The organism is Sinorhizobium sp. CB7, from assembly GCF_041357635.1.
Lineage (GTDB): Bacteria > Pseudomonadota > Alphaproteobacteria > Rhizobiales > Rhizobiaceae > Rhizobium.
Genome location: NZ_JAULLL010000002.1, coordinates 408511 through 426948, shown reverse-complemented (window position 1 = coordinate 426948; position 18438 = coordinate 408511). Strand labels below are relative to the sequence as shown.

The 18438-nt window shown below is 60.1% G+C and carries 14 protein-coding genes; 6 read left to right on the top strand and 8 right to left on the bottom strand.

Features of this window, described 5'->3' with window-relative positions:
• Positions 1-102: 102 nt before the first annotated feature.
• From AAE029_RS06155 to AAE029_RS06135, 5 genes are all read right to left on the bottom strand, one after another.
• Positions 103-735 (bottom strand): LysE family translocator, encoded by a 633-nt coding sequence (locus AAE029_RS06155; protein WP_371071911.1) that lies wholly within the window; start codon positions 733-735, stop codon positions 103-105.
• A gap of 88 nt (positions 736-823) precedes the next feature.
• Entirely contained in the window at positions 824-1285 is a 462-nt protein-coding gene (locus tag AAE029_RS06150) for an N-acetyltransferase family protein (protein ID WP_371071910.1), read from the bottom strand.
• Position 1286: 1 nt separating this feature from the next.
• Positions 1287-2087, bottom strand: a complete 801-nt coding sequence (gene murI / locus AAE029_RS06145; protein ID WP_371071909.1) for a glutamate racemase — start codon at positions 2085-2087, stop codon at positions 1287-1289.
• The gene (locus AAE029_RS06140) at positions 2068-2898 is read right to left on the bottom strand and encodes an RNA methyltransferase (protein WP_371071908.1); all 831 of its coding nucleotides are present in this window, start codon (positions 2896-2898) and stop codon (positions 2068-2070) included. The genes murI and AAE029_RS06140 overlap by 20 nt, the downstream gene beginning before the upstream one ends.
• Before the next feature lie 137 nt (positions 2899-3035).
• On the bottom strand, positions 3036-5015 hold the full coding sequence (locus AAE029_RS06135; RefSeq protein WP_371072116.1) for an FUSC family protein: 1980 nt from the start codon (positions 5013-5015) through the stop codon (positions 3036-3038).
• A gap of 320 nt (positions 5016-5335) precedes the next feature.
• On the opposite strand from AAE029_RS06135, the gene AAE029_RS06130 reads away from it, so the two are divergent.
• The 3 genes from AAE029_RS06130 to AAE029_RS06120 all read left to right on the top strand — a co-directional run bounded on the left by AAE029_RS06130 (position 5336) and on the right by AAE029_RS06120 (position 8065).
• A complete protein-coding gene (locus AAE029_RS06130; RefSeq protein WP_371071907.1) occupies positions 5336-6550 on the top strand; it encodes an NADP-dependent isocitrate dehydrogenase in 1215 nt (404 codons plus the stop codon).
• Positions 6551-6719: 169 nt separating this feature from the next.
• Positions 6720-7361 (top strand): glutathione S-transferase family protein, encoded by a 642-nt coding sequence (locus AAE029_RS06125; RefSeq protein ID WP_371071906.1) that lies wholly within the window; start codon positions 6720-6722, stop codon positions 7359-7361.
• Positions 7362-7501: 140 nt separating this feature from the next.
• Positions 7502-8065, top strand: coding sequence for a GrpB family protein (locus AAE029_RS06120; protein ID WP_371071905.1), 564 nt, complete (start codon positions 7502-7504; stop codon positions 8063-8065).
• 232 nt (positions 8066-8297) lie between these two features.
• Here AAE029_RS06120 and alaS read toward each other — a convergent pair whose 3' ends face one another.
• Both alaS and recA read right to left on the bottom strand, forming a co-directional pair.
• A complete protein-coding gene (gene alaS, locus AAE029_RS06115; RefSeq protein WP_371071904.1) occupies positions 8298-10958 on the bottom strand; it encodes an alanine--tRNA ligase in 2661 nt (886 codons plus the stop codon).
• A 169-nt stretch (positions 10959-11127) separates the two neighbouring features.
• Positions 11128-12216: a recombinase RecA gene (gene recA / locus AAE029_RS06110; RefSeq protein ID WP_371071903.1), complete on the bottom strand. Its 1089-nt coding sequence runs from the start codon at positions 12214-12216 to the stop codon at positions 11128-11130.
• Between the two features lie 243 nt (positions 12217-12459).
• Here recA and AAE029_RS06105 point away from each other — a divergent pair, with 243 nt between their 5' ends.
• A complete protein-coding gene (locus tag AAE029_RS06105) occupies positions 12460-13404 on the top strand; it encodes a carbohydrate kinase family protein (RefSeq protein ID WP_371071902.1) in 945 nt (314 codons plus the stop codon).
• A gap of 30 nt (positions 13405-13434) precedes the next feature.
• Entirely contained in the window at positions 13435-14361 is a 927-nt protein-coding gene (locus AAE029_RS06100) for a pseudouridine-5'-phosphate glycosidase (protein ID WP_371071901.1), read from the top strand.
• Positions 14362-14484: 123 nt separating this feature from the next.
• On the opposite strand, the gene cckA is transcribed toward AAE029_RS06100, so the two are convergent.
• Positions 14485-17094, bottom strand: a complete 2610-nt coding sequence (gene cckA / locus AAE029_RS06095) for a cell cycle histidine kinase CckA (RefSeq protein WP_371071900.1) — start codon at positions 17092-17094, stop codon at positions 14485-14487.
• Between the two features lie 306 nt (positions 17095-17400).
• Between cckA and AAE029_RS06090 the strand changes: the two genes are divergently transcribed.
• Positions 17401-18387, top strand: coding sequence for a flagellar biosynthetic protein FliO (locus tag AAE029_RS06090; protein ID WP_371071899.1), 987 nt, complete (start codon positions 17401-17403; stop codon positions 18385-18387).
• Positions 18388-18438 lie beyond the last annotated feature (51 nt).

Here is an 18438-nt window from a genome sequence, read left to right as displayed (position 1 = left end):
TCAGATGTGTGGACGCCCATTTTCACCAAATGGAGCGGCTCGGTCTATCAAAGAATCCTTCGGTTTTCGCGGGGTAGGATTGCAAAACCCACAGGGGAATATCTAAGCCGTGGCACGACGATAGAGCGCCAGCGATCCAGCAAGCGCGAGCAGTGCGCCGCCGCAGATGCGATCGAGCCAGAGCGCCCCGGCCTTCCTCAGCATATGCACGGCCTGGGCGCCCAGCAGCGCATAACCGAACATGACGAGCAAATCGATTGCTGCAAAGACCAGCGCAAGGATCGCATATTGCGGCAGTTGCGGCAGATCCGGTGCGATGAACTGGGGGAGGAATGCGGAGAAGAACAGATATCCCTTCGGGTTTGTCACGGCGACCAGAAAGCTTTTCAGGAAGATCTGCTGGGCGGAACGCGATCCGGTATCCGCCGCCGGCGCCGAGACGTCGATCGTGCCCTTCGATCGCAGCAGCATGATGCCCAGAAAGGCAAGATAACCGGCACCCAGCCACTTGATGATGGAAAACCAGAATTCCGATGCTGCAAGCAGTGCACCAAGCCCCAGCGCGACTGCCCCGATGAGGACAAAATCGGAGACAACCGCTCCGGCCATTCCGAAACAGGCGCGCCGAGCGCCGTAACGCGAACCATTGGTCAGGGCGAGCAACACAGTCGGACCCGGCGTTGCGATGCCGATCAATGATACCATTGCGAATGCAAGAAGCGTCAAGTCCGTCATTTCCATCCCTCCCAAGGCGGATGGTGCAGATCATCATCGGATGAGATCTGTCGCAACCGAATTCATGCCGACGTCAACTTCCGCTCACCTATCGTTGTTGCGCTGCCAGTAAATAGAGTATGTCTGGCTCATTTTCCGCGTTCTCAGCGCCATCGGTTTCTCTCATGGCCACAAACCCATGCGCCTCGTAGAAGCGGCGTGCCCGATCGTTGCGTTGGAATGTCCAGAGAAAGAGCTGCGGCGATGCCGATCGGGCAACCTCGAGCAAACGCGAGCCGATACCGCGTCCCTGCGCGGCGGGAAGCACGTAGAGCTGATCGATCCAGTCCCGACGAAATGCGATAACGCCGAGCAACAGATCATTGGCGGCTGCGCCCCAGACCTCGCAGTCATGGAAAACGTGCTCGCTCCAGAAATGCTGGTCTTCCTCCGGTGTATGAAGTCCCATGAGCCAGGGCAGCCGTTCATCGAACGACGCGCGGTGAACGCGCGCCGCGGCCGGCATGTCGGCAAGGGCGAGTCTCCGGATTACGATCTCGCCGCTTCCCATCTCAGGCCTTCAATCCGAATCCCTGCATCAGCCGGCGTGTCGGAAAATCGGGCGCGCCGGAGGTGAAGACGGCAAAATCGAAGCCGTCGGGATGCACGGCATCGACGATCTGAGGGACAAGCCGTCGAGCCTGTCTTGCGATCGCTTCTGCCGGATCGAGCCAGTCGACTGGCCAGGGCGCCAGCCGGCGGAAGACATTGGCCATGAAGGGATAATGGGTGCAGGCGAGCACGATGATATCCGTCTTCCTGCCGTCTCTCTCGATGAAGCATTGGTCTATTTCGGCAGTCACGGCCTGATCGGAGACAGCATCGCCGCGAATATAGGCTTCCGCCATCCGCGCCAGATTTTCCGAACCGACCAGTCGGACATGGCACTGCGTCGCAAAGGATTGGATCAGATCACGGGTATAGGCGCGCTTCACCGTTCCCGGGGTGGCAAGCACCGAGACCAAACCGGAGCGCGTTCGCTCGGCCGCCGGTTTGATGGCCGGTACGGTGCCGACGAAGGTCATCTGGGGAAAGGCCGCCCGCAGGTCGGCGCCAACAAGCGTGAAGGCGGTATTGCAGGCAATGATGCAGACTTCCGGATCGTGCTCCTGCAGGAGCTTTGCGAAAAGCTTGATGATCCGCTCTTTGAGCGCATTCTCCTCCCAGCCGCCATAGGGAAAGCCGGCATCGTCCGCGATGTAGATGAATCCGCGTTCCGGCATGAGTACCCGTGCCTCACGCAGGACGGTCAGCCCGCCAATCCCCGAATCGAAGACCAGAACGGGTTTCAGCTCATTCGCCGGTGGTGTCATTGCTTGGCGGTTCCTTGGTTGCGGCAGGCGAGCCGCGTCCACGCGGAGATTTCCGCGAGAAGCGGTCGAGAGATGAAATCACGCCGCGCAACACGCTGATTTCCTGTTCCGTGAAGGCGCGGCGGGACAGGACAGCACGCAGGTTGTCGACCATTTTCGGCTTTTTCCCGGCAGGGTGGAAATATCCGCGCGCATCGAGGGCTTCTTCGAGCTGATCAAATAGACCAAAGAGTTGCTTTTTGGTCGACGGTCGCTGCTCGACCGCCTGAAACGGAACGGCGCCGAGATCCTCCATGCCGGATTTCATCCATTCATAGGACATCAACAGAACGGCCTGGGCGATATTCAGCGATGCAAAGGCGGGATTGACGGGAAAGGTGACGATTTCGTCTGCAAGGGCAACTTCCTCGTTGGTAAGCCCCCAGCGTTCGCGGCCGAAGAGGATGCCCGTCCCCTCGCCCGCAATGAATTTCTCGCGCAAGGTCCGGGCGGCTATGACCGGAGAGCGTACCGGTTTGTACCCGTCACGCTCGCGTGCGGTCGTTGCGTAGACGAAATTGAGATCTGCGATCGCCTCTTCCAGCGTGTCGTAGACCCGCGTTGCTTCGATCACATGGTCTGCCTTGGATGCCGCCGCCTGTGCCTTTTCATTCGGCCAGCCGTCACGCGGATTGACGAGGCGAAGTTCAACCAGCCCGAAATTGGCCATGGCCCGGGCGACCATGCCGATATTCTCGCCCATCTGCGGTTCGACCAGGATGATCACCGGTCCTTCGGCCAGAAGTTGACGCTCGCTGTTGGTGCCTGCCATGAAATGCCGATCCTGGCGGAATGCCGAAAATGTACGCGGTTTTCGGACGACATCCCGCTCTAAATTTTGATGTGGCGCCCTCGAGGCGCATTCATAGCGGGAATAGCGAGGGAGGCCACAAACGGCAAGGCCCTTGCTTACGGATAGAGCCTATCCAGCATCGAGCCGATCATTTCGATGCCGAGCCGCGATCCCTTGCGCGACAGCGGCAAATTGTGTCCGGCCGAGCGTGGAGTCTTGCGTTCGACGAAGAAACATTCCGATCCGCGCGGCGAGATATCGGCAAGCCGTGCCGTGTCGGCGGCCAGCTGCCGCTGGATATCCCCATCGGCCGCCATTGCGGGATCGTAGTTCCTCGCCGTGATCCGCGCCCAATAGGTCGCCGCGAGGAAGAGCGCCAGCGTCTGCCGGATGCGTCCCGGCCGGGTGACCATGGACCAGGAGGAACCAAGCGGCCGGACCGAAGTCGTCAGGTCCCGGTAAGCGGCATCAAGCTTTTGCGAAAGCGGCATCAGTTCAAGATGTGCCTTTCCCGCGGCGGCCGCACTTAGGAGTTCACCCAGCGCTCCATACCATCGCTCCAGCGCGGTATCGACGGCACCGCGTGTGCGGGCCGGAAAGACGAGAAAGGCGACAAGGATTCCCGCCGCGGAACCGATTAACGTCTCGCCGAGCCGCAATTGCAGCAGGTTGAACGTCAGTGCACCGGTCATCCCGTAGATAAGGCATAGGACAATGGAGATGAAGAAAGTCATCATCGCGTATGAAATCTGCAGGAAATAGAAGGCCAGGAAAATGCACATGGCCGCGGCCAGCATGGAGATCGCAAGATGGCTGGTAAGCAGCGTCGCGAGGCCGAGGCCGATCACGATCCCGAAAAGTGTGCCGATCGAGCGCTGGAGCGCTCTGATTGCCATGTCACCCCGCGATGTTGTGTTGGAAAAAACCAGAAATGCCGTCAGGACCGACCAGAACCACCTCTCGCGGGAAAGCGCCAGGCCGAAGGCCATCGCGATTGCCGAAGCGAGCGTGATCTGGAGCGCGGATCGCAGCAGCGGATTTTGCAGCGAAAAGTCGATCTTCTCCGGCGAAGTCGTCTCGCTTATGCTTTCAATTTCAGCAAAGCCGGTTTCTCTCGCCTTGGCGATCGTATCTGCGAGCCCCTTGCGGGTTTCTCCGAGCCATAAAAGCGCCTGTCTCGTTTCATCCTGACTGCCAGCTTCGGCATTTATCCCGGTTTCTTCCTGCCTCTCCAGAGAAGCTCCATCATTTTCGATCACTGCGTGAACCAGTGCAAAGGGCGGAAGCTGCTGCCGGCTGAGCACGATCACGCTCTCGGCCGCAAGATGGACGTCGAACAAGCGCAGAGCCACCTCCGCCGCTGGCCCGCTATCACTGTCGAAAACTCCACCGGCGGGGCGTGGCACGAAACTTTCCGCCATCAGGACGACTTCCTTTAATCGCTCCTCCGCTTGGCGAAGTTCATTGCGGTCAGCCTCGCTCACCCTGCCTTCCGCTGCGATGGCCGCCAGCTTGTAGAGTATCTCATTGACCCTGCCTTGCACGCTTTCGAGCGATCGCAGCAAATCCCGGCGCCAGTCGTCCGGCAGCATCCAGGCACGCACGACATGGCCAACCACCAACGCGACGAGTGGTCCAATGGCGATAACAGGCAATTCGCTGAGATTCGGCTCGAAATAGGCTCCCATGAAATAGGAGATGAAGGCGAACATGCCGATGGCAAATCCACGTGGCCCGAAGATCCGAGCCGCCGCTGCGAGAAAGATGATGACGAGAAAGACGAAGTCAGACAGGAGGCGGTGATCCTTCAAACCGGCGGCAATGGTGACCGCCATGAGGCTTGCGAGACCGCCGAGGAGACGCGTGACGAACTGGCGGGCAGTCCCCTTGTCGCGAACCGACACACCGCCCTGAATGGAAAGAACGACTCCAAGCCCAAAGGCGGATGTAGGTAGCGGCAAAACGAGATAATGGATGGCGATCAGAATGAGGAAGGAAATGATGATGGTGAGCGTGACCCGCGACGCCATGCGGAATCGTGAAAGCGCTGGATCATTGGCGAGAATCCAGTCTCTGATCTGAAATCCCGAACCGATCACGCCCCTGTCCTCTTCCGAAATCAACCGGTTAGCCGGAGGATGGCAAATATCGCCGCGGCTTTGCAATCAAATCACGATCGCACCGATGCCATGCGCCTTTTCGGCGCTGGTCCCGCATGAATCCACTGCATGGCGCCGAGCTGTTTGGCAACCGGAAAACAGCCGACTGGTCTATGAAAAAGACCTTTGGGGGCGCGTCAAAAGACCTCCCGGCGGCGCTTGCGGCTTTGCGTTCCCTGTTCACAGTGCTATAGCCCTCGGGATTTCCATTTACCCACCGGGACGTCCGTCCCCATAAGCTCAGACGAGGCAGGAATATGAAGAAGATCAAGGTCGCAAACCCTGTTGCCGATCTCGACGGCGACGAAATGACTCGCATCATTTGGCAGCTCATCAAGGAAAAGCTGATCTTCCCCTACCTCGATCTCGACATCGATTACTACGATCTTTCCGTCCAGAACCGCGACGCCACGAATGACCAGGTTACCGTCGACGCGGCCAACGCCATCAAGAAATATGGCGTCGGCATCAAGTGCGCGACGATCACGCCGGACGAAGCCCGCGTGAAGGAATTCAGCCTGAAGGAAATGTGGAAGTCCCCGAACGGCACGATCCGCAACATCCTTGGCGGCGTCATCTTCCGCGAGCCGATCATCTGCAAGAACGTGCCGCGCCTCGTTCCTGGCTGGACGCAGCCGATCGTCGTCGGTCGCCACGCCTTTGGCGACCAATACCGTGCCACCGACTTCAAATTTCCGGGCAAGGGCAAGCTGACGATCAAGTTCGTCGGCGAAGACGGCCAAGTCATCGAGAAGGAAGTCTTCAATGCGCCCGGCGCCGGCGTTGCCATGGCCATGTACAACCTTGACGAGTCGATCCGCGAATTCGCCCGCGCCTCGATGATGTACGGACTGATGCGCAAGTGGCCCGTCTATCTCTCTACCAAGAACACCATTCTCAAGGCCTATGACGGCCGCTTCAAGGACATCTTCCAGGAAGTCTACGAGACCGAGTTCCTGGATCAGTTCAAGGAAACCGGCATTACCTACGAACACCGCCTGATCGACGACATGGTCGCTTCCGCCCTGAAGTGGTCCGGCGGCTACGTCTGGGCATGCAAGAACTATGACGGTGACGTCCAGTCCGACACGGTCGCACAGGGCTTCGGCTCGCTGGGCCTAATGACCTCGGTCCTTCTGACGCCGGACGGCAAGACCGTCGAAGCCGAAGCTGCCCACGGGACGGTCACCCGCCATTACCGCCAGCACGAGAAGGGTCAGGAAACCTCGACGAACTCGATCGCTTCCATCTTTGCCTGGACCCGTGGTCTCGCCCACCGCGCCAAGCTCGACAACAACCAGGAACTCGCAAAGTTTGCCTCCACGCTCGAGACCGTCTGCGTCGCGACCGTCGAAGACGGTTTCATGACGAAGGACCTCGCGCTGCTCATCGGCCCCGATCAGCCGTGGCTGTCCACCACCGCCTTCCTCGACAAGATCGACGCGAACCTGCAGAAGGCAATGGGCGCCTGAGCCACACGGCATCGTCACTATCGAAAAACCCGGCCATCGTGCCGGGTTTTTTTCGCCCAACCTCGCCCCTTACCGCGGGCTGCACCGCCAACGGCCGAAACCGTGTGGTTGAAACTCGCGGCGGGGAATGTTAGTTGTAGGGAACATAGAGAGAACGATGGGGGAGATAATGAACGAGGAGATCACGTTTTACACCAATCCTATGTCGCGTGGCCGCATCGCCCGCTGGATGCTGGAAGAAATCGGTGTTCCCTACAGAACCGAATATCTCGATTTCGGCACGACGATGAAGGAACCGCGCTATCTCGCCGTCAACAGAATGGGCAAGGTCCCTGCGATCCGTCATGGTGATACCGTGGTGACGGAATGTGCGGCGATCTGTGCCTATCTGGCGGACACATTTCCGGAGAAAGATCTGGCACCCAGGCCGAATGAGCGTGGCAGCTACTATCGATGGATGTTCTTTGCGGCGGGCCCGCTCGAAGCCTCCGTCACCCTTCGCGCGCTCGGCTTCGAAATCCCGCCGGACCGCCAACGCATGGCCGGTTGCGGTTCCTTCGGCAATGTCATGGGAACGCTGGAAGAGGCGGTATCCGCCTCGCCTTACATCGCCGGCGATCGCTTCACCGCCGCCGACGTCTATGTGGGCTCGCATATCGGTTGGGGGCTCGGCTACGGCACGCTCGAGAAACGGCAGGCATTCGTCGACTATTTCGGCCGCCTCAGTGACCGCCCGGCCTATCGTCGCGCTAACGAGATTGATGATGAAGCGATGAGTGCCGCAAAATTGGCTGAGCATTCCAAACCGTAGTGAGTTGGAGCGCCTTTCGTTCAGACAGGTATGCGGTGCAATTGCGCTTGGATTAACAGCCTTCCCGTCGCAGCGTTTTTTATGGCATTGGCTGGTGCTACACCGCTGCAAACTCTTGCTGGATGGATAGTCGCTCAAGCATGTCGAAGCTTATTGAAATACTGGCCCCACGACAGAGTTGGGTCGACGATTTCCTGCGTCTTAAGCAGACTATCATGCGGGCTGCACCGGCTGGCGCGTATCTCCATCACATTGGCTCCACAGCCGTGCCCGGGCTCGCCGCGAAGGATATAACCGATATCCAGGTTACCGTGGATGACCTGGCTCAAATCGATGGCGCCGCTTTCGAACGGGAGGGCTTCAAATGCCGGCCGGGGCTTGTCGACCACTGCCCGCCGGGACTCGAGCTGGCCGAAAGCGAGCTGAGAAAACTGTTCTTTCGCGGTTCGGGTCGTCCAGCGAACGTACACATTCGTGAAAAGGGGCGATTCAACCAGCGTTTTGCACTTCTCTGCCGGTATTTCCTGCGCGCCCACCCGACGGCGGCAAGCGCTTACGCGCTCATCAAACAGCGTCTCGCCGAGCGCTTTCCAACAGACGCGGATGCGTATTACGATATCAAGGATCCCGTGTTCGACATCATCATGGACGGCGCCAACGAATGGGCGAAGGTCATTGGATGGTCGGAACCGCCAGGGGACTGATGCATGGTGTACAAAAGTGCGGCGGGCTCACTGCAACGATATGCATGAAAACAACAGCCTGAAACGAAAAGAAAAAAGGCGGAGATCAATCCTCCGCCTTCTCAAATTGCGTTATCGGTCGATTTTCGTTAGAGCGTTTCAGCTTTTCATGAAAGCGCAGAACCGCTCTAACCCTTTGTTTTTACGCAATTCCGGACGGAAAACCGCTTCGCACTTTTTCCTGGAATTGCTACTAGCCCGCCAGCGCCACCGCGACAGCTTCGATCGCCTGATCCGCCTTGGAACCGTCCGGGCCACCGGCCTGCGCCATATCGGGGCGCCCACCGCCACCCTTGCCGCCGAGGGCCGCAGATGCGACGCGGACGAGATCGACGGCGCTGAAGCGGCCGGTCAGATCGGGCGTCACGGCAACGACCGCGCTCGCCTTGCCGTCGTCGGAGACACCGATGAGCGTGATGACGCCGGAACCGAGGCTCGCCTTGCCGTCGTCGGCAAGTCCCTTCAGATCCTTCGGGTCTACACCGGAAATGGCCTTGCCGAGGAACTTAACGCCTGCGACCTCGCGCACCGAGTCACCCGTCCCGCCCTGCCCGCCGCCCATCGCGAGCTTGCGCTTGGCATCGGCGAGCTCGCGTTCCAGCTTGCGGCGTTCCTCTATCAGAGCTTCGACGCGTGACAGAACATCGGCGGGCTGTACCTTTAACGATGCGGCAAGCGCCTTCACGCGTTCATCCTGCTCGGCGAGATAGTCGCGCGCGGCTTCACCGGTGACCGCTTCGATACGGCGAACGCCGGCGCCGACGGCGCTTTCACCGAGGATGCGTACGAGCCCGATCTGGCCGGTCGCCGCGACATGCGTGCCACCGCAGAGCTCGATCGAATAGGATTTGCCCGCCTTGGTGCCACGCACGCCCTGCCCCATGGACACGACGCGGACCTCGTCCCCATATTTCTCGCCGAAGAGCGCCATCGCGCCCTCGGCGATCGCATCGTCGACGCTCATGAGCCGCGTCGTGACCGGTGCGTTCTGCAATACGATCTCGTTGGCCATATCCTCGACCTGCTTCAATTCCCCGGCCGACATCGGCTTTGGATGCGAGACGTCGAAGCGCAGGCGCTCGGGCGCAACCAACGAACCCTTCTGCGCCACATGCGTGCCGAGCACTTCGCGCAGTGCCTCATGCAGAAGATGGGTGGCGGAGTGATTGGCGCGCAGGCGCGAACGCCGGGCGTGATCTACCGTCAGCACAACCGGCTCGCCGGTCTTGATCCCGCCTTCCGACACCGTCGCGATGTGGACGAACAGGCCTTCGCCCTTCTTCTGCGTGTCGCTGACCTGGAGCTTGCCGCTCTCGCCGGCAATCACACCGGTATCACCCATCTGACCGCCGGATTCGCCATAGAACGGTGTCTGGTTGACGACAACCTGCACGCTGTCGCCCGCTGAAGCGCTGTCGACAACTGCACCGTTCTTGACGATTGCCTGAATCACGCCTTCCGCCGCCTCCGTGTCGTAGCCGAGGAACTCGCTTGCACCGAGCTTTTCCTTGAGCTCGAACCAGACGGTCTCGGTCGCCTTCTCTCCGGAGCCGGCCCAATGTGAGCGCGCTTCCGCCTTCTGACGCTCCATCGCGTCGGTAAAGCCGCTGATATCCACACCGATGCCGCGGGCGCGCAATGCATCCTGCGTGAGATCCAGCGGGAAGCCGTAGGTATCGTAGAGCTTGAAGGCCGTTTCGCCGTCGAGCATGTCACCCTTGCCGAGCGTCGTTGTCGCATCCGACAACAGCGACAGCCCCCGCTCCAGCGTCTTGCGGAAGCGGGTTTCCTCGAGTTTCAGGGTTTCGGAAATCAGCGCCTCGGCGCGCGCGAGTTCCGGATAGGCGTGGCCCATCTGCTGCACCAGCGTCCGCAGGAGCTTCCAGATCAGCGGCTCGCGCGCGCCAAGCAGCTCGGCATGGCGCATGGCGCGGCGCATGATACGGCGCAGCACATAGCCGCGGCCTTCGTTGGAAGGCAGCACGCCGTCGGCGATCAGGAAGGCGGAGGAACGCAGGTGATCGGCAATGACGCGATGGCTCGCCCGACGCTCACCCTCGGCCTTTACGCCGGTTGCCTCCTCCGACGCGGAGATCAGCGCCCGGAAGAGGTCGATGTCGTAGTTGTCATGCTGGCCCTGGAGAACTGCGGCAACGCGCTCCAATCCCATGCCGGTGTCGATCGACGGGCGCGGAAGGTCCACGCGCTCTTCCTTCGTCACCTGCTCGTACTGCATGAAAACGAGATTCCAGATCTCGATGAAACGGTCGCCGTCTTCCTCCGCGGAACCGGGCGGGCCGCCCCAGATTTGATCGCCGTGGTCGTAGAAGATTTCCGAACAGGGGCCGCAGGGACCGGTATCGCCCATTGCCCAGAAATTGTCGCTGGTGGCGATGCGGATGATCTTCTCGTCGGGCAGACCGGCGATCTTCTTCCATAAGTTAAAAGCGTCATCGTCGGTATGGTAGACAGTGACCAGCAGACGTTTCGCATCGAGGCCAAATTCCTTGGTGATCAGGTTCCAGGCGAGTTCGATCGCCCGTTCCTTGAAGTAATCTCCGAAGGAAAAGTTGCCGAGCATCTCGAAGAACGTGTGGTGACGCGCGGTGTAACCGACATTATCGAGGTCATTGTGCTTGCCACCGGCGCGCACGCACTTCTGCGCCGTTGCCGCCGTCTTATAAGGGCGCTGCTCCAGCCCGGTGAAAACGTTCTTGAACTGTACCATGCCAGCATTGGTGAACATCAGCGTCGGGTCGTTTCGGGGAACGAGCGGGCTGGACGGCACGATCTCGTGTCCGTTCTTCTTGAAGTAGTCGAGAAAGGTCGACCGGATTTCGTTCACACCGCTCATGTTTGGCCTTTCAATGCGTGAGGCAGGTCTCTACTGTAGTAAATCCAGTGGCTTTTATCGTCCGCTCCAGCCAGTGTCCAGCGGACAAAGAAAACCGGCCGCAATCTGGAGAGATAATGCGGCCGGTTTGAATTCAGGCTTAACCGGAAACGGCGATCACCGCTTCAAATTACATCTCCGCGGCGGCGTCACCGTCATCGGCCTCAGGACCACCGTTCTGGAGGAAGCGATCGGCGATCAGACCGGCATTCTGGCGAAGCGCCATTTCGATCTCGCGCGCCAGGTCCGGGTTATCGCGCAGAAACAGCTTGGCGTTCTCACGACCCTGCCCAAGGCGCTGACTGTTATAGGAGAACCAGGCGCCTGACTTTTCGACGATGCCCGCCTTGACGCCGAGATCGATGAGTTCGCCCGTCTTGGAGACGCCTTCGCCATACATGATGTCGAATTCGACCTGCTTGAAGGGCGGCGCCATCTTGTTCTTGACGACCTTGACACGGGTCTGGTTGCCGACGACCTCCTCGCGCTCCTTGACGGAGCCGATGCGGCGGATGTCGAGGCGGACGGAGGCGTAGAATTTCAGCGCGTTGCCGCCTGTCGTCGTTTCCGGCGAGCCGAACATGACACCAATCTTCATACGGATCTGGTTGATGAAGATCACCATGCAGTTCGAGCGGCTGATCGAGGCGGTCAGCTTGCGCAGCGCCTGGCTCATCAGCCGCGCCTGCATGCCGGGAAGATTGTCGCCCATCTCGCCTTCGATTTCGGCGCGTGGCGTCAGTGCCGCGACCGAGTCGACGACCAGCACGTCGATGGCGCCCGAGCGCACCAGCGTATCGGTGATCTCAAGGGCCTGCTCGCCGGTATCGGGCTGCGAGATGAGGAGGTTCTGAAGATCGACACCAAGCTTGCGTGCATAGACCGGATCGAGCGCATGTTCGGCGTCGACAAAAGCGCAGATGCCGCCCTTCTTCTGCGCTTCGGCGATCGTCTGCAGCGCGAGCGTCGTCTTGCCCGAGCTTTCCGGTCCGTAGATCTCGATAATGCGACCTTTCGGCAGGCCGCCAACGCCAAGCGCGATATCCAGCCCCAGAGAACCCGTCGAAATCGTCTCGATCTCGACCACATTCTCGTTCGAACCGAGCTTCATGATCGAGCCCTTGCCGAACGACCGCTCTATCTGGGAGAGCGCCGCTTCAAGTGCCTTGCTTTTATCCACCGATTTGTCCTCTACAAGCCGCAAAGAATTCTGTGACATCCGATCCACCTTTAGGTTATTGAAGCCGCATAGGCAACGTAGCCGCCGATGGGAATTTTGTACTCTATTTGTTCCGATGTCGCAAGGTCATATCAAGCAATTGAAAGAAAAAGGTAAAATGAGTTCTGTTCGGCATTTGTTTTCCTGTTTCATAGCAATAACTTATGGCGGATCTCGGGCATGCGGCGCCATCGGCCCGGGAATGCTCGATTCGCGCGATCCGCCGATGAAAGGGAACTTGCCGTGACGAAAAAGATTCTTGTCCTAGGCGGAGCCCATATCGACCGCCGCGGACGCATTCTCGCCGAAACCGCGCATGGTGCGAGCAATCCCGGCACATGGTTCGAGGAGCCGGGCGGCGGCGGCTTCAATGCGGCTCGTAATCTCGCAAGGCTCGGCTTCGGCGTGCGGCTGATTTCACCGCGTGGCGGCGACGCGGCAGGCGATGTCGTGGCAGAAGCCGCGCATCGGGCGGGCATCGAGGACAAGCCCTTCGTCTTTCTTGATCGCAGAACGCCAAGCTACACGGCTATCCTCGAAAGTAACGGCAATCTCGTCATCGCGCTGGCGGATATGGATCTCTATCGGCTGTTCGTGCCGCGGCGCCTGGCGATTCGCGCAGTTCGGGATGCGTTCGAGAAGGCGGATCTGATTCTCTGTGATGCGAACCTGCCGGAGGAGACCTTGGAGGCGATCGTCCGGCGGAGCGCATCGTTGGCAAAGCCGGTTGCGGCGATCGCGATCTCGCCCGCAAAGGCTGTCCGCCTGCGTGCCTGCCTCGAGGACATCGACTATCTCTTCATGAACGAGGCGGAAGCGGAGGCACTGAGCGGGAGCCGGCCGGACGCGCCGGAACATTGGCCGCGCCATCTGCGCGCTCTTGGGTTGAAGGGCGGGGTCATCACGCGAGGAAAGCTTCCGATCATCGCATTTTCCGCCGATACCGCCGTCAGCCTGCCACCGATTGCGGTAGAGCAGGTCGCCGATGTAACGGGTGCTGGAGATTCGCTTGCTGCCGGAATGCTCGCAGCACATCTTTCCGGCCATGATTTCGCAGAGGCGTTGCGTCATGGAGCCGCAGCGGCCGCAATCACTGTACAATCGCCCCACGCGGTCGCCGAAAATCTGACCCCTGACCTCATGGAGGCGACGCTCGCTCTTGTCCCTCAGGCAGAATTTCTGTCATGAACAGCAGAACTCCATCGAACGGATAACCGCATGACCCAAACCATTTCGCCTCTCCTGCCGATCTCCTACTCCAAGGAAGTCGCCGCCGCCAAGTTGCGCGGTGCACCGCTGGTCGCGCTCGAATCGACGATCATCACCCACGGCATGCCCTACCCCGGCAACATCGAGATGGCCCGCAGCGTGGAGGCGATCATCCGCGAGGAAGGTGCAGTGCCAGCGACGATCGCCGTCATCCACGGAACGCTCCATATCGGCCTCGAGGCGGAAGAGCTGGAAAGCCTCGCCAAGTCCAAGGGCGCAATGAAGGTCTCTCGCGCCGATCTCGCCTTTGCCATTGCCGAACGTCGCACGGGTGCCACTACGGTTGCCGCGACGATGATTGCCGCCGCCCGTGCGGGCATCAGGGTCTTCGCCACCGGCGGCATCGGCGGCGTCCATCGCGGCGCCGAGCAAAGTTTCGATATTTCCGCCGATCTCGAGGAACTGGCCAGGACCGGCGTTATCGTCGTCTGCGCCGGCGCCAAGGCGATCCTCGATATTCCGAAGACGCTCGAAGTACTGGAAACGCGCGGCGTTCCCGTCGTCACCTACGACAGTGCGGAATTCCCGGCCTTCTGGTCGCGATCTTCCGGGCTGCTGAGCCCGCTGTCGCTCAACAGTCCGGCAGCGATCGCCAATTTTCAGATGACCCGCGATCAGCTCGGTATTGATGGCGGCATGCTCATCGCCAACCCGGTGCCGGAAGCCGATGAGATTCCGCGCGAGGAGATGGAGATCTACATCCAGAGAGCGCTCGACAACGCGGAGCGCGACGAGGTCACCGGCAAGGCTGTGACCCCTTATTTGCTCGACGCTATCTTCCAGATTACCGAGGGCCGCAGTCTGAAGACCAATATCGCACTTGTCGAGAACAACGCACGGCTGGCGGCGGAAATCGCCGTTGCGCTTGCATCCTGACGGGGCCATCGGGCGCCCGAGCGGTTGGTTAGCGGTTCATCTTTCATGTAAAGATGAACATCTAAGCTTTTGTTTTTTCGCGTTTTCTTGCGGAAAGCTGTTTCGCGCTTTCCTGGAATTGCTCTAGCTGTCCAGCGCTTCGTGCACCGCGACGGCAAGCTGCTTCAGCGAAAACGGCTTGGCGAGAAAGCCGAACTGGGCATCGGCCGGGAGGTTGCGTGCGAAGGCGTCTTCCGCATATCCGGATACGAAGATGAACTTCATGTCCGGATATTTCTTGCGCAGTTCGCGCAGGAGCGTCGGTCCGTCCATTTCCGGCATGACGACGTCGGAGACAACGACATCGACCTTGCCTTCCAACTCTTCCAAGATCTCCAGAGCCTCGACGCCGGAACCGGCCTCGTGCACGGTATATCCGCGTGTTTCCAGCATGCGCTTGCCGCCGCGCCGTACGGCCTCCTCATCCTCGACAAGCAGGACGACGGCGGATTTGCCGGTCAGATCAGCGGGTTCCGCCGCGGAGACAACTGCGAGGCCTGGCTCCATCACAGAAGCCTTCCGGATTTCGCCTGCACTTTCCTCCGCGACTGACGGCGTCTCAGCAACATAACGCGGCAAGAAGATGCGGAAGGTCGTTCCCTTTCCGACCTCGGATTCGGGATGAATGTAGCCGCCCGACTGCTTCACGATCCCATAGACCATCGCTAGTCCGAGACCAGTGCCCTTTCCGACTTCCTTCGTGGTGAAGAAGGGCTCGAAGATCTTGTCCATGATTTCGGGAGCAATTCCCGTGCCGGTGTCGCTGACCTCGATCAGCACGAGCTCCTCATGCGGTAGCTCGGCGTAATTCAGCGCCGCCACATCAGCGGTGGAAAGATTACGCGTTCTAAGCGTCAATGTACCGCCGTTAGGCATTGCGTCACGCGCATTGACGCAGAGATTGATCAGGACCTGTTCAAACTGCGACAGGTCGGTCTTGATCGGCCAGAGATCTCGCCCGTACTCGACCTCCAGCTTGACATTGGTGCCGGAAATCAGCCGATCGACAAGCATTCGCAGGTCGCCGATGACATCTGTGAGGTTCAATACCGTGGGCCGCATCGTCTGCTTGCGCGAGAATGCGAGGAGCTGGCGCACGAGCACCGCGGCCCGGTTCGCATTGCGCTTGATCTCCATGAGATCGGCGAAACTGGCGTCCGAGGGGCGCGCCTGCAGAAGGAGATGGTCGGAAGACAGCAGAATCGCGGTCAGAACGTTGTTGAAGTCATGCGCGATGCCGCCTGCCAGCGTCCCGACGGCATTGAGCTTCTGAGTCTGCGCCATCTGAGTCTCGAGCGCTTTCTGCTCCGTCACCTCGACCGCATAGACGATTGCAGCTTCCTCAGGCGCCTCATCGCTCTGATCGATGACGGCGTTCACATAGAAGCGGAAATGCCGCGTCTCGTCCTTCGGATTACGGGAATCGATTGGCGAGATATCGCCCTGGCGATCCTTGGCTGCGGCGAGTGCCTGTGCAAGGTGCTGGTGCTCGGTCTCATGCACGATGGAATTGAGGAATGCGCCGCGCTCAATGTCATCGCGTGACACAATGTCCGAAAACAGCTTGAGGAACGGCGCATTGGTTCTGAGGATCCGGCCCTCACCATCGACGGATGCGATCGCCATGGGCGTATTATTGAAAAAGCGGGTGAAGCGCATGGAGGCAGCGGAGGCGGACTGCTCGCCCTCCCCTCCGGTCTGCCGCGCCAGCACGATCGTACGGCTCTCGCCCGGAGCGCCGTCGCGCATCGAACTGACGCTGTGGACGAGGTGGACCGGAAGGCTCTGTCCGTTGGTCTGCCGCAGATCGAGATCCAATGTAACCGTCTTCTTCAGGCCCGGTTCCGCCTGTACGGACTGTATCAGCGCCATGCCCTCGCCCGCCACCAAATCATTGATCGTCATGGAGCCGGGAACGAATTTCGTAAGATCGAGGCTCAGCCATTCCGCCAGCGTCGCATTGAGATAGAAGATCTCGCCCTTACGCCCGGCGGAGAAGAAGCCCGCCGGTGCGTGGTCGAGATAGTCGATCGCATTCTGCAATTCCTTGAAGAAGCGTTCCTGATCGTCGCGCTCGGAGGTGATGTCGGTGATCTGCCAGATGAACAGGCTTTGTCCGCGCTTTTCCTGTGGCAGCGCGCGCGCCTTCAGACGATACCAATGCGCACCGGCGCCGCCCACACCCATCGCCGGCCCAAGCGGCTTCAAGAGCCGGAACTCCTCGCTGCCTTCGCGGCCGTCGCGCAGTCCGTTGACAAGCCTGTACAGCGCTTCGTTGGATTCGCGGTGACGCGACAGCAGTGCTTCCAGCGTCTGCACTTGCGTCGCCTTCGTTGCCCCGGTGAGTTCGCCATAGGCGGTATTGGCGTAGATTACCCGACCTTTTTCATCGGTGATCAGCGTGCCGTCTGGATGGCTGTTGAGAAATGATCGGGCAAGAGTATCCGATTGCGACTGCGGCATCACTTCGACGAAGCCGATGATCGAGGAAACAAGAAAGAATATCCCCACCATGGCAAGGATGCCGAGCGCACCCAGCACGATCTCGTTGTCGAGGGAATTCTTAAACATGATGAAGGCGGCCGCCACGGCGACCAGCACGACCGCAAGGAGCATGATACGCAGTACCGTACCCGAACGCACTCCGCGATCCACCAGCGGCATGTTGTAGTCGTCAGCCTGACGCTTCGTCATGCATCCCTCACAATTGCAGCCCCTTTTCATGATAGCCCAAAACGGGGTCAGAATCGGAACTTCCGAATCTTCTTAGCAATTTGCGCCAGCGGCAAAAACACTGCGGCAGAGAAAGACCGCTTGAATTCACAAGGAACCGCTCCAGCTTTGGCTCTGATGGGACGGTCGAAGCCGATCGTTCCGGCGTTCCAACACGCCGCACAGGCCCTGCCCCGCCGAGGGCACTGGACAAACGGCGTCTTCATCCTGTCTAAGGAGAACGGAAAGTCGTTTTGGAAGTACCGGGGGCGAGGGAGTATTTGGAATATGTATGATGATCTTGTCGCAGCCTATGGAAACCGCTTCTTCCTCGCCGTTGGCGGAGTGGGAATAGCCCTACTCTGCTTGATCGGCATATTTTGGATCATTCGCAACCGCCGCGCACCTTCCCCCTTCGTACGTGGTGGCAGAAATCGCCAGCCCCGGCTTCAGGTCTTGGATGCGGCCGCGGTCGATACGCGCCGCCGCCTTGTCCTCGTTCGGCGCGACGATGTCGAACATCTGATCATGATCGGTGGTCCGACCGATATCGTCATTGAAAGCAGGATCTCCAATGCCGAAGCGCCTGTGACTGCCGTGCCCGCTTTCACCTCCAAGCCGGAAGTGAAGACCACGGAACCTTCGCCCGTATGGCCGGAACCGCGCGCCGTTCCCCGCTCCGTTGCGCCTGCCGTTCCGGTGGACGAACCGACGCCCCCCTATGTCCCTCTCGAAGCGACGCTTGAAAGTCTCCCGCGCAGAGAGCCCATTCTCGATGCGGAGCCATCTGTTCGACCGGCACCTTCTCCACAGCGGGAGCGTGCCGCTGCGCCACAGCCCGTTCCGGAACGCACTCCGTCAACACCGCCCCGCACCGCACAGGCCGTCGATATCCTGGACGCCCACCGCCAGCGGGTTCTTTCGCAACAGCCCCAACCTCAGCCGCCCGTAACGCCGCCGGCTCAAAGCCTGCCCGCCGCCGCGCAAGGTACGCCCGTCGTCCCTGATGATGGCAATGTCGCGCCGCCCGTAGCGCAACCGAGGCCACGGGAACTCGGAAGTGATTTCCAGCGTGTCCTGGAAGCGGAGATGGCAAGCAATCTGACAGCGGAACGGCTCGTGCCACCCGCGGGCGCCGCACCTCATCGCGCCAGCCAGCCGAGCCAGATGCCGCGTCGCGACCCGGAACTGCCCCCGATCACCGGTTCCGATGCCGCATTGCAGAAAGAGGTCGCGCGCATTTTCGGCGAGATGAGCGTCAATCGCGACAAGTGAAATTGTAAAGGCAACGCATGCCGCGCAAAAGTGTGCAGCGGTTTTGCGGGA

Coding starts and splice junctions, on each gene's coding strand:
- AAE029_RS06155 (WP_371071911.1), bottom strand. CDS start 735: ATGACGGACTTGACGCTTCTTGCATTCGCAATGGTATCATTGATCGGC.
- AAE029_RS06150 (WP_371071910.1), bottom strand. CDS start 1,285: ATGGGAAGCGGCGAGATCGTAATCCGGAGACTCGCCCTTGCCGACATG.
- murI (WP_371071909.1), bottom strand. CDS start 2,087: ATGACACCACCGGCGAATGAGCTGAAACCCGTTCTGGTCTTCGATTCG.
- AAE029_RS06140 (WP_371071908.1), bottom strand. CDS start 2,898: ATGGCAGGCACCAACAGCGAGCGTCAACTTCTGGCCGAAGGACCGGTG.
- AAE029_RS06130 (WP_371071907.1), top strand. CDS start 5,336: ATGAAGAAGATCAAGGTCGCAAACCCTGTTGCCGATCTCGACGGCGAC.
- AAE029_RS06125 (WP_371071906.1), top strand. CDS start 6,720: ATGAACGAGGAGATCACGTTTTACACCAATCCTATGTCGCGTGGCCGC.
- AAE029_RS06120 (WP_371071905.1), top strand. CDS start 7,502: ATGTCGAAGCTTATTGAAATACTGGCCCCACGACAGAGTTGGGTCGAC.
- alaS (WP_371071904.1), bottom strand. CDS start 10,958: ATGAGCGGTGTGAACGAAATCCGGTCGACCTTTCTCGACTACTTCAAG.
- recA (WP_371071903.1), bottom strand. CDS start 12,216: ATGTCACAGAATTCTTTGCGGCTTGTAGAGGACAAATCGGTGGATAAA.
- AAE029_RS06100 (WP_371071901.1), top strand. CDS start 13,435: ATGACCCAAACCATTTCGCCTCTCCTGCCGATCTCCTACTCCAAGGAA.
- cckA (WP_371071900.1), bottom strand. CDS start 17,094: ATGACGAAGCGTCAGGCTGACGACTACAACATGCCGCTGGTGGATCGC.
- AAE029_RS06090 (WP_371071899.1), top strand. CDS start 17,401: ATGTATGATGATCTTGTCGCAGCCTATGGAAACCGCTTCTTCCTCGCC.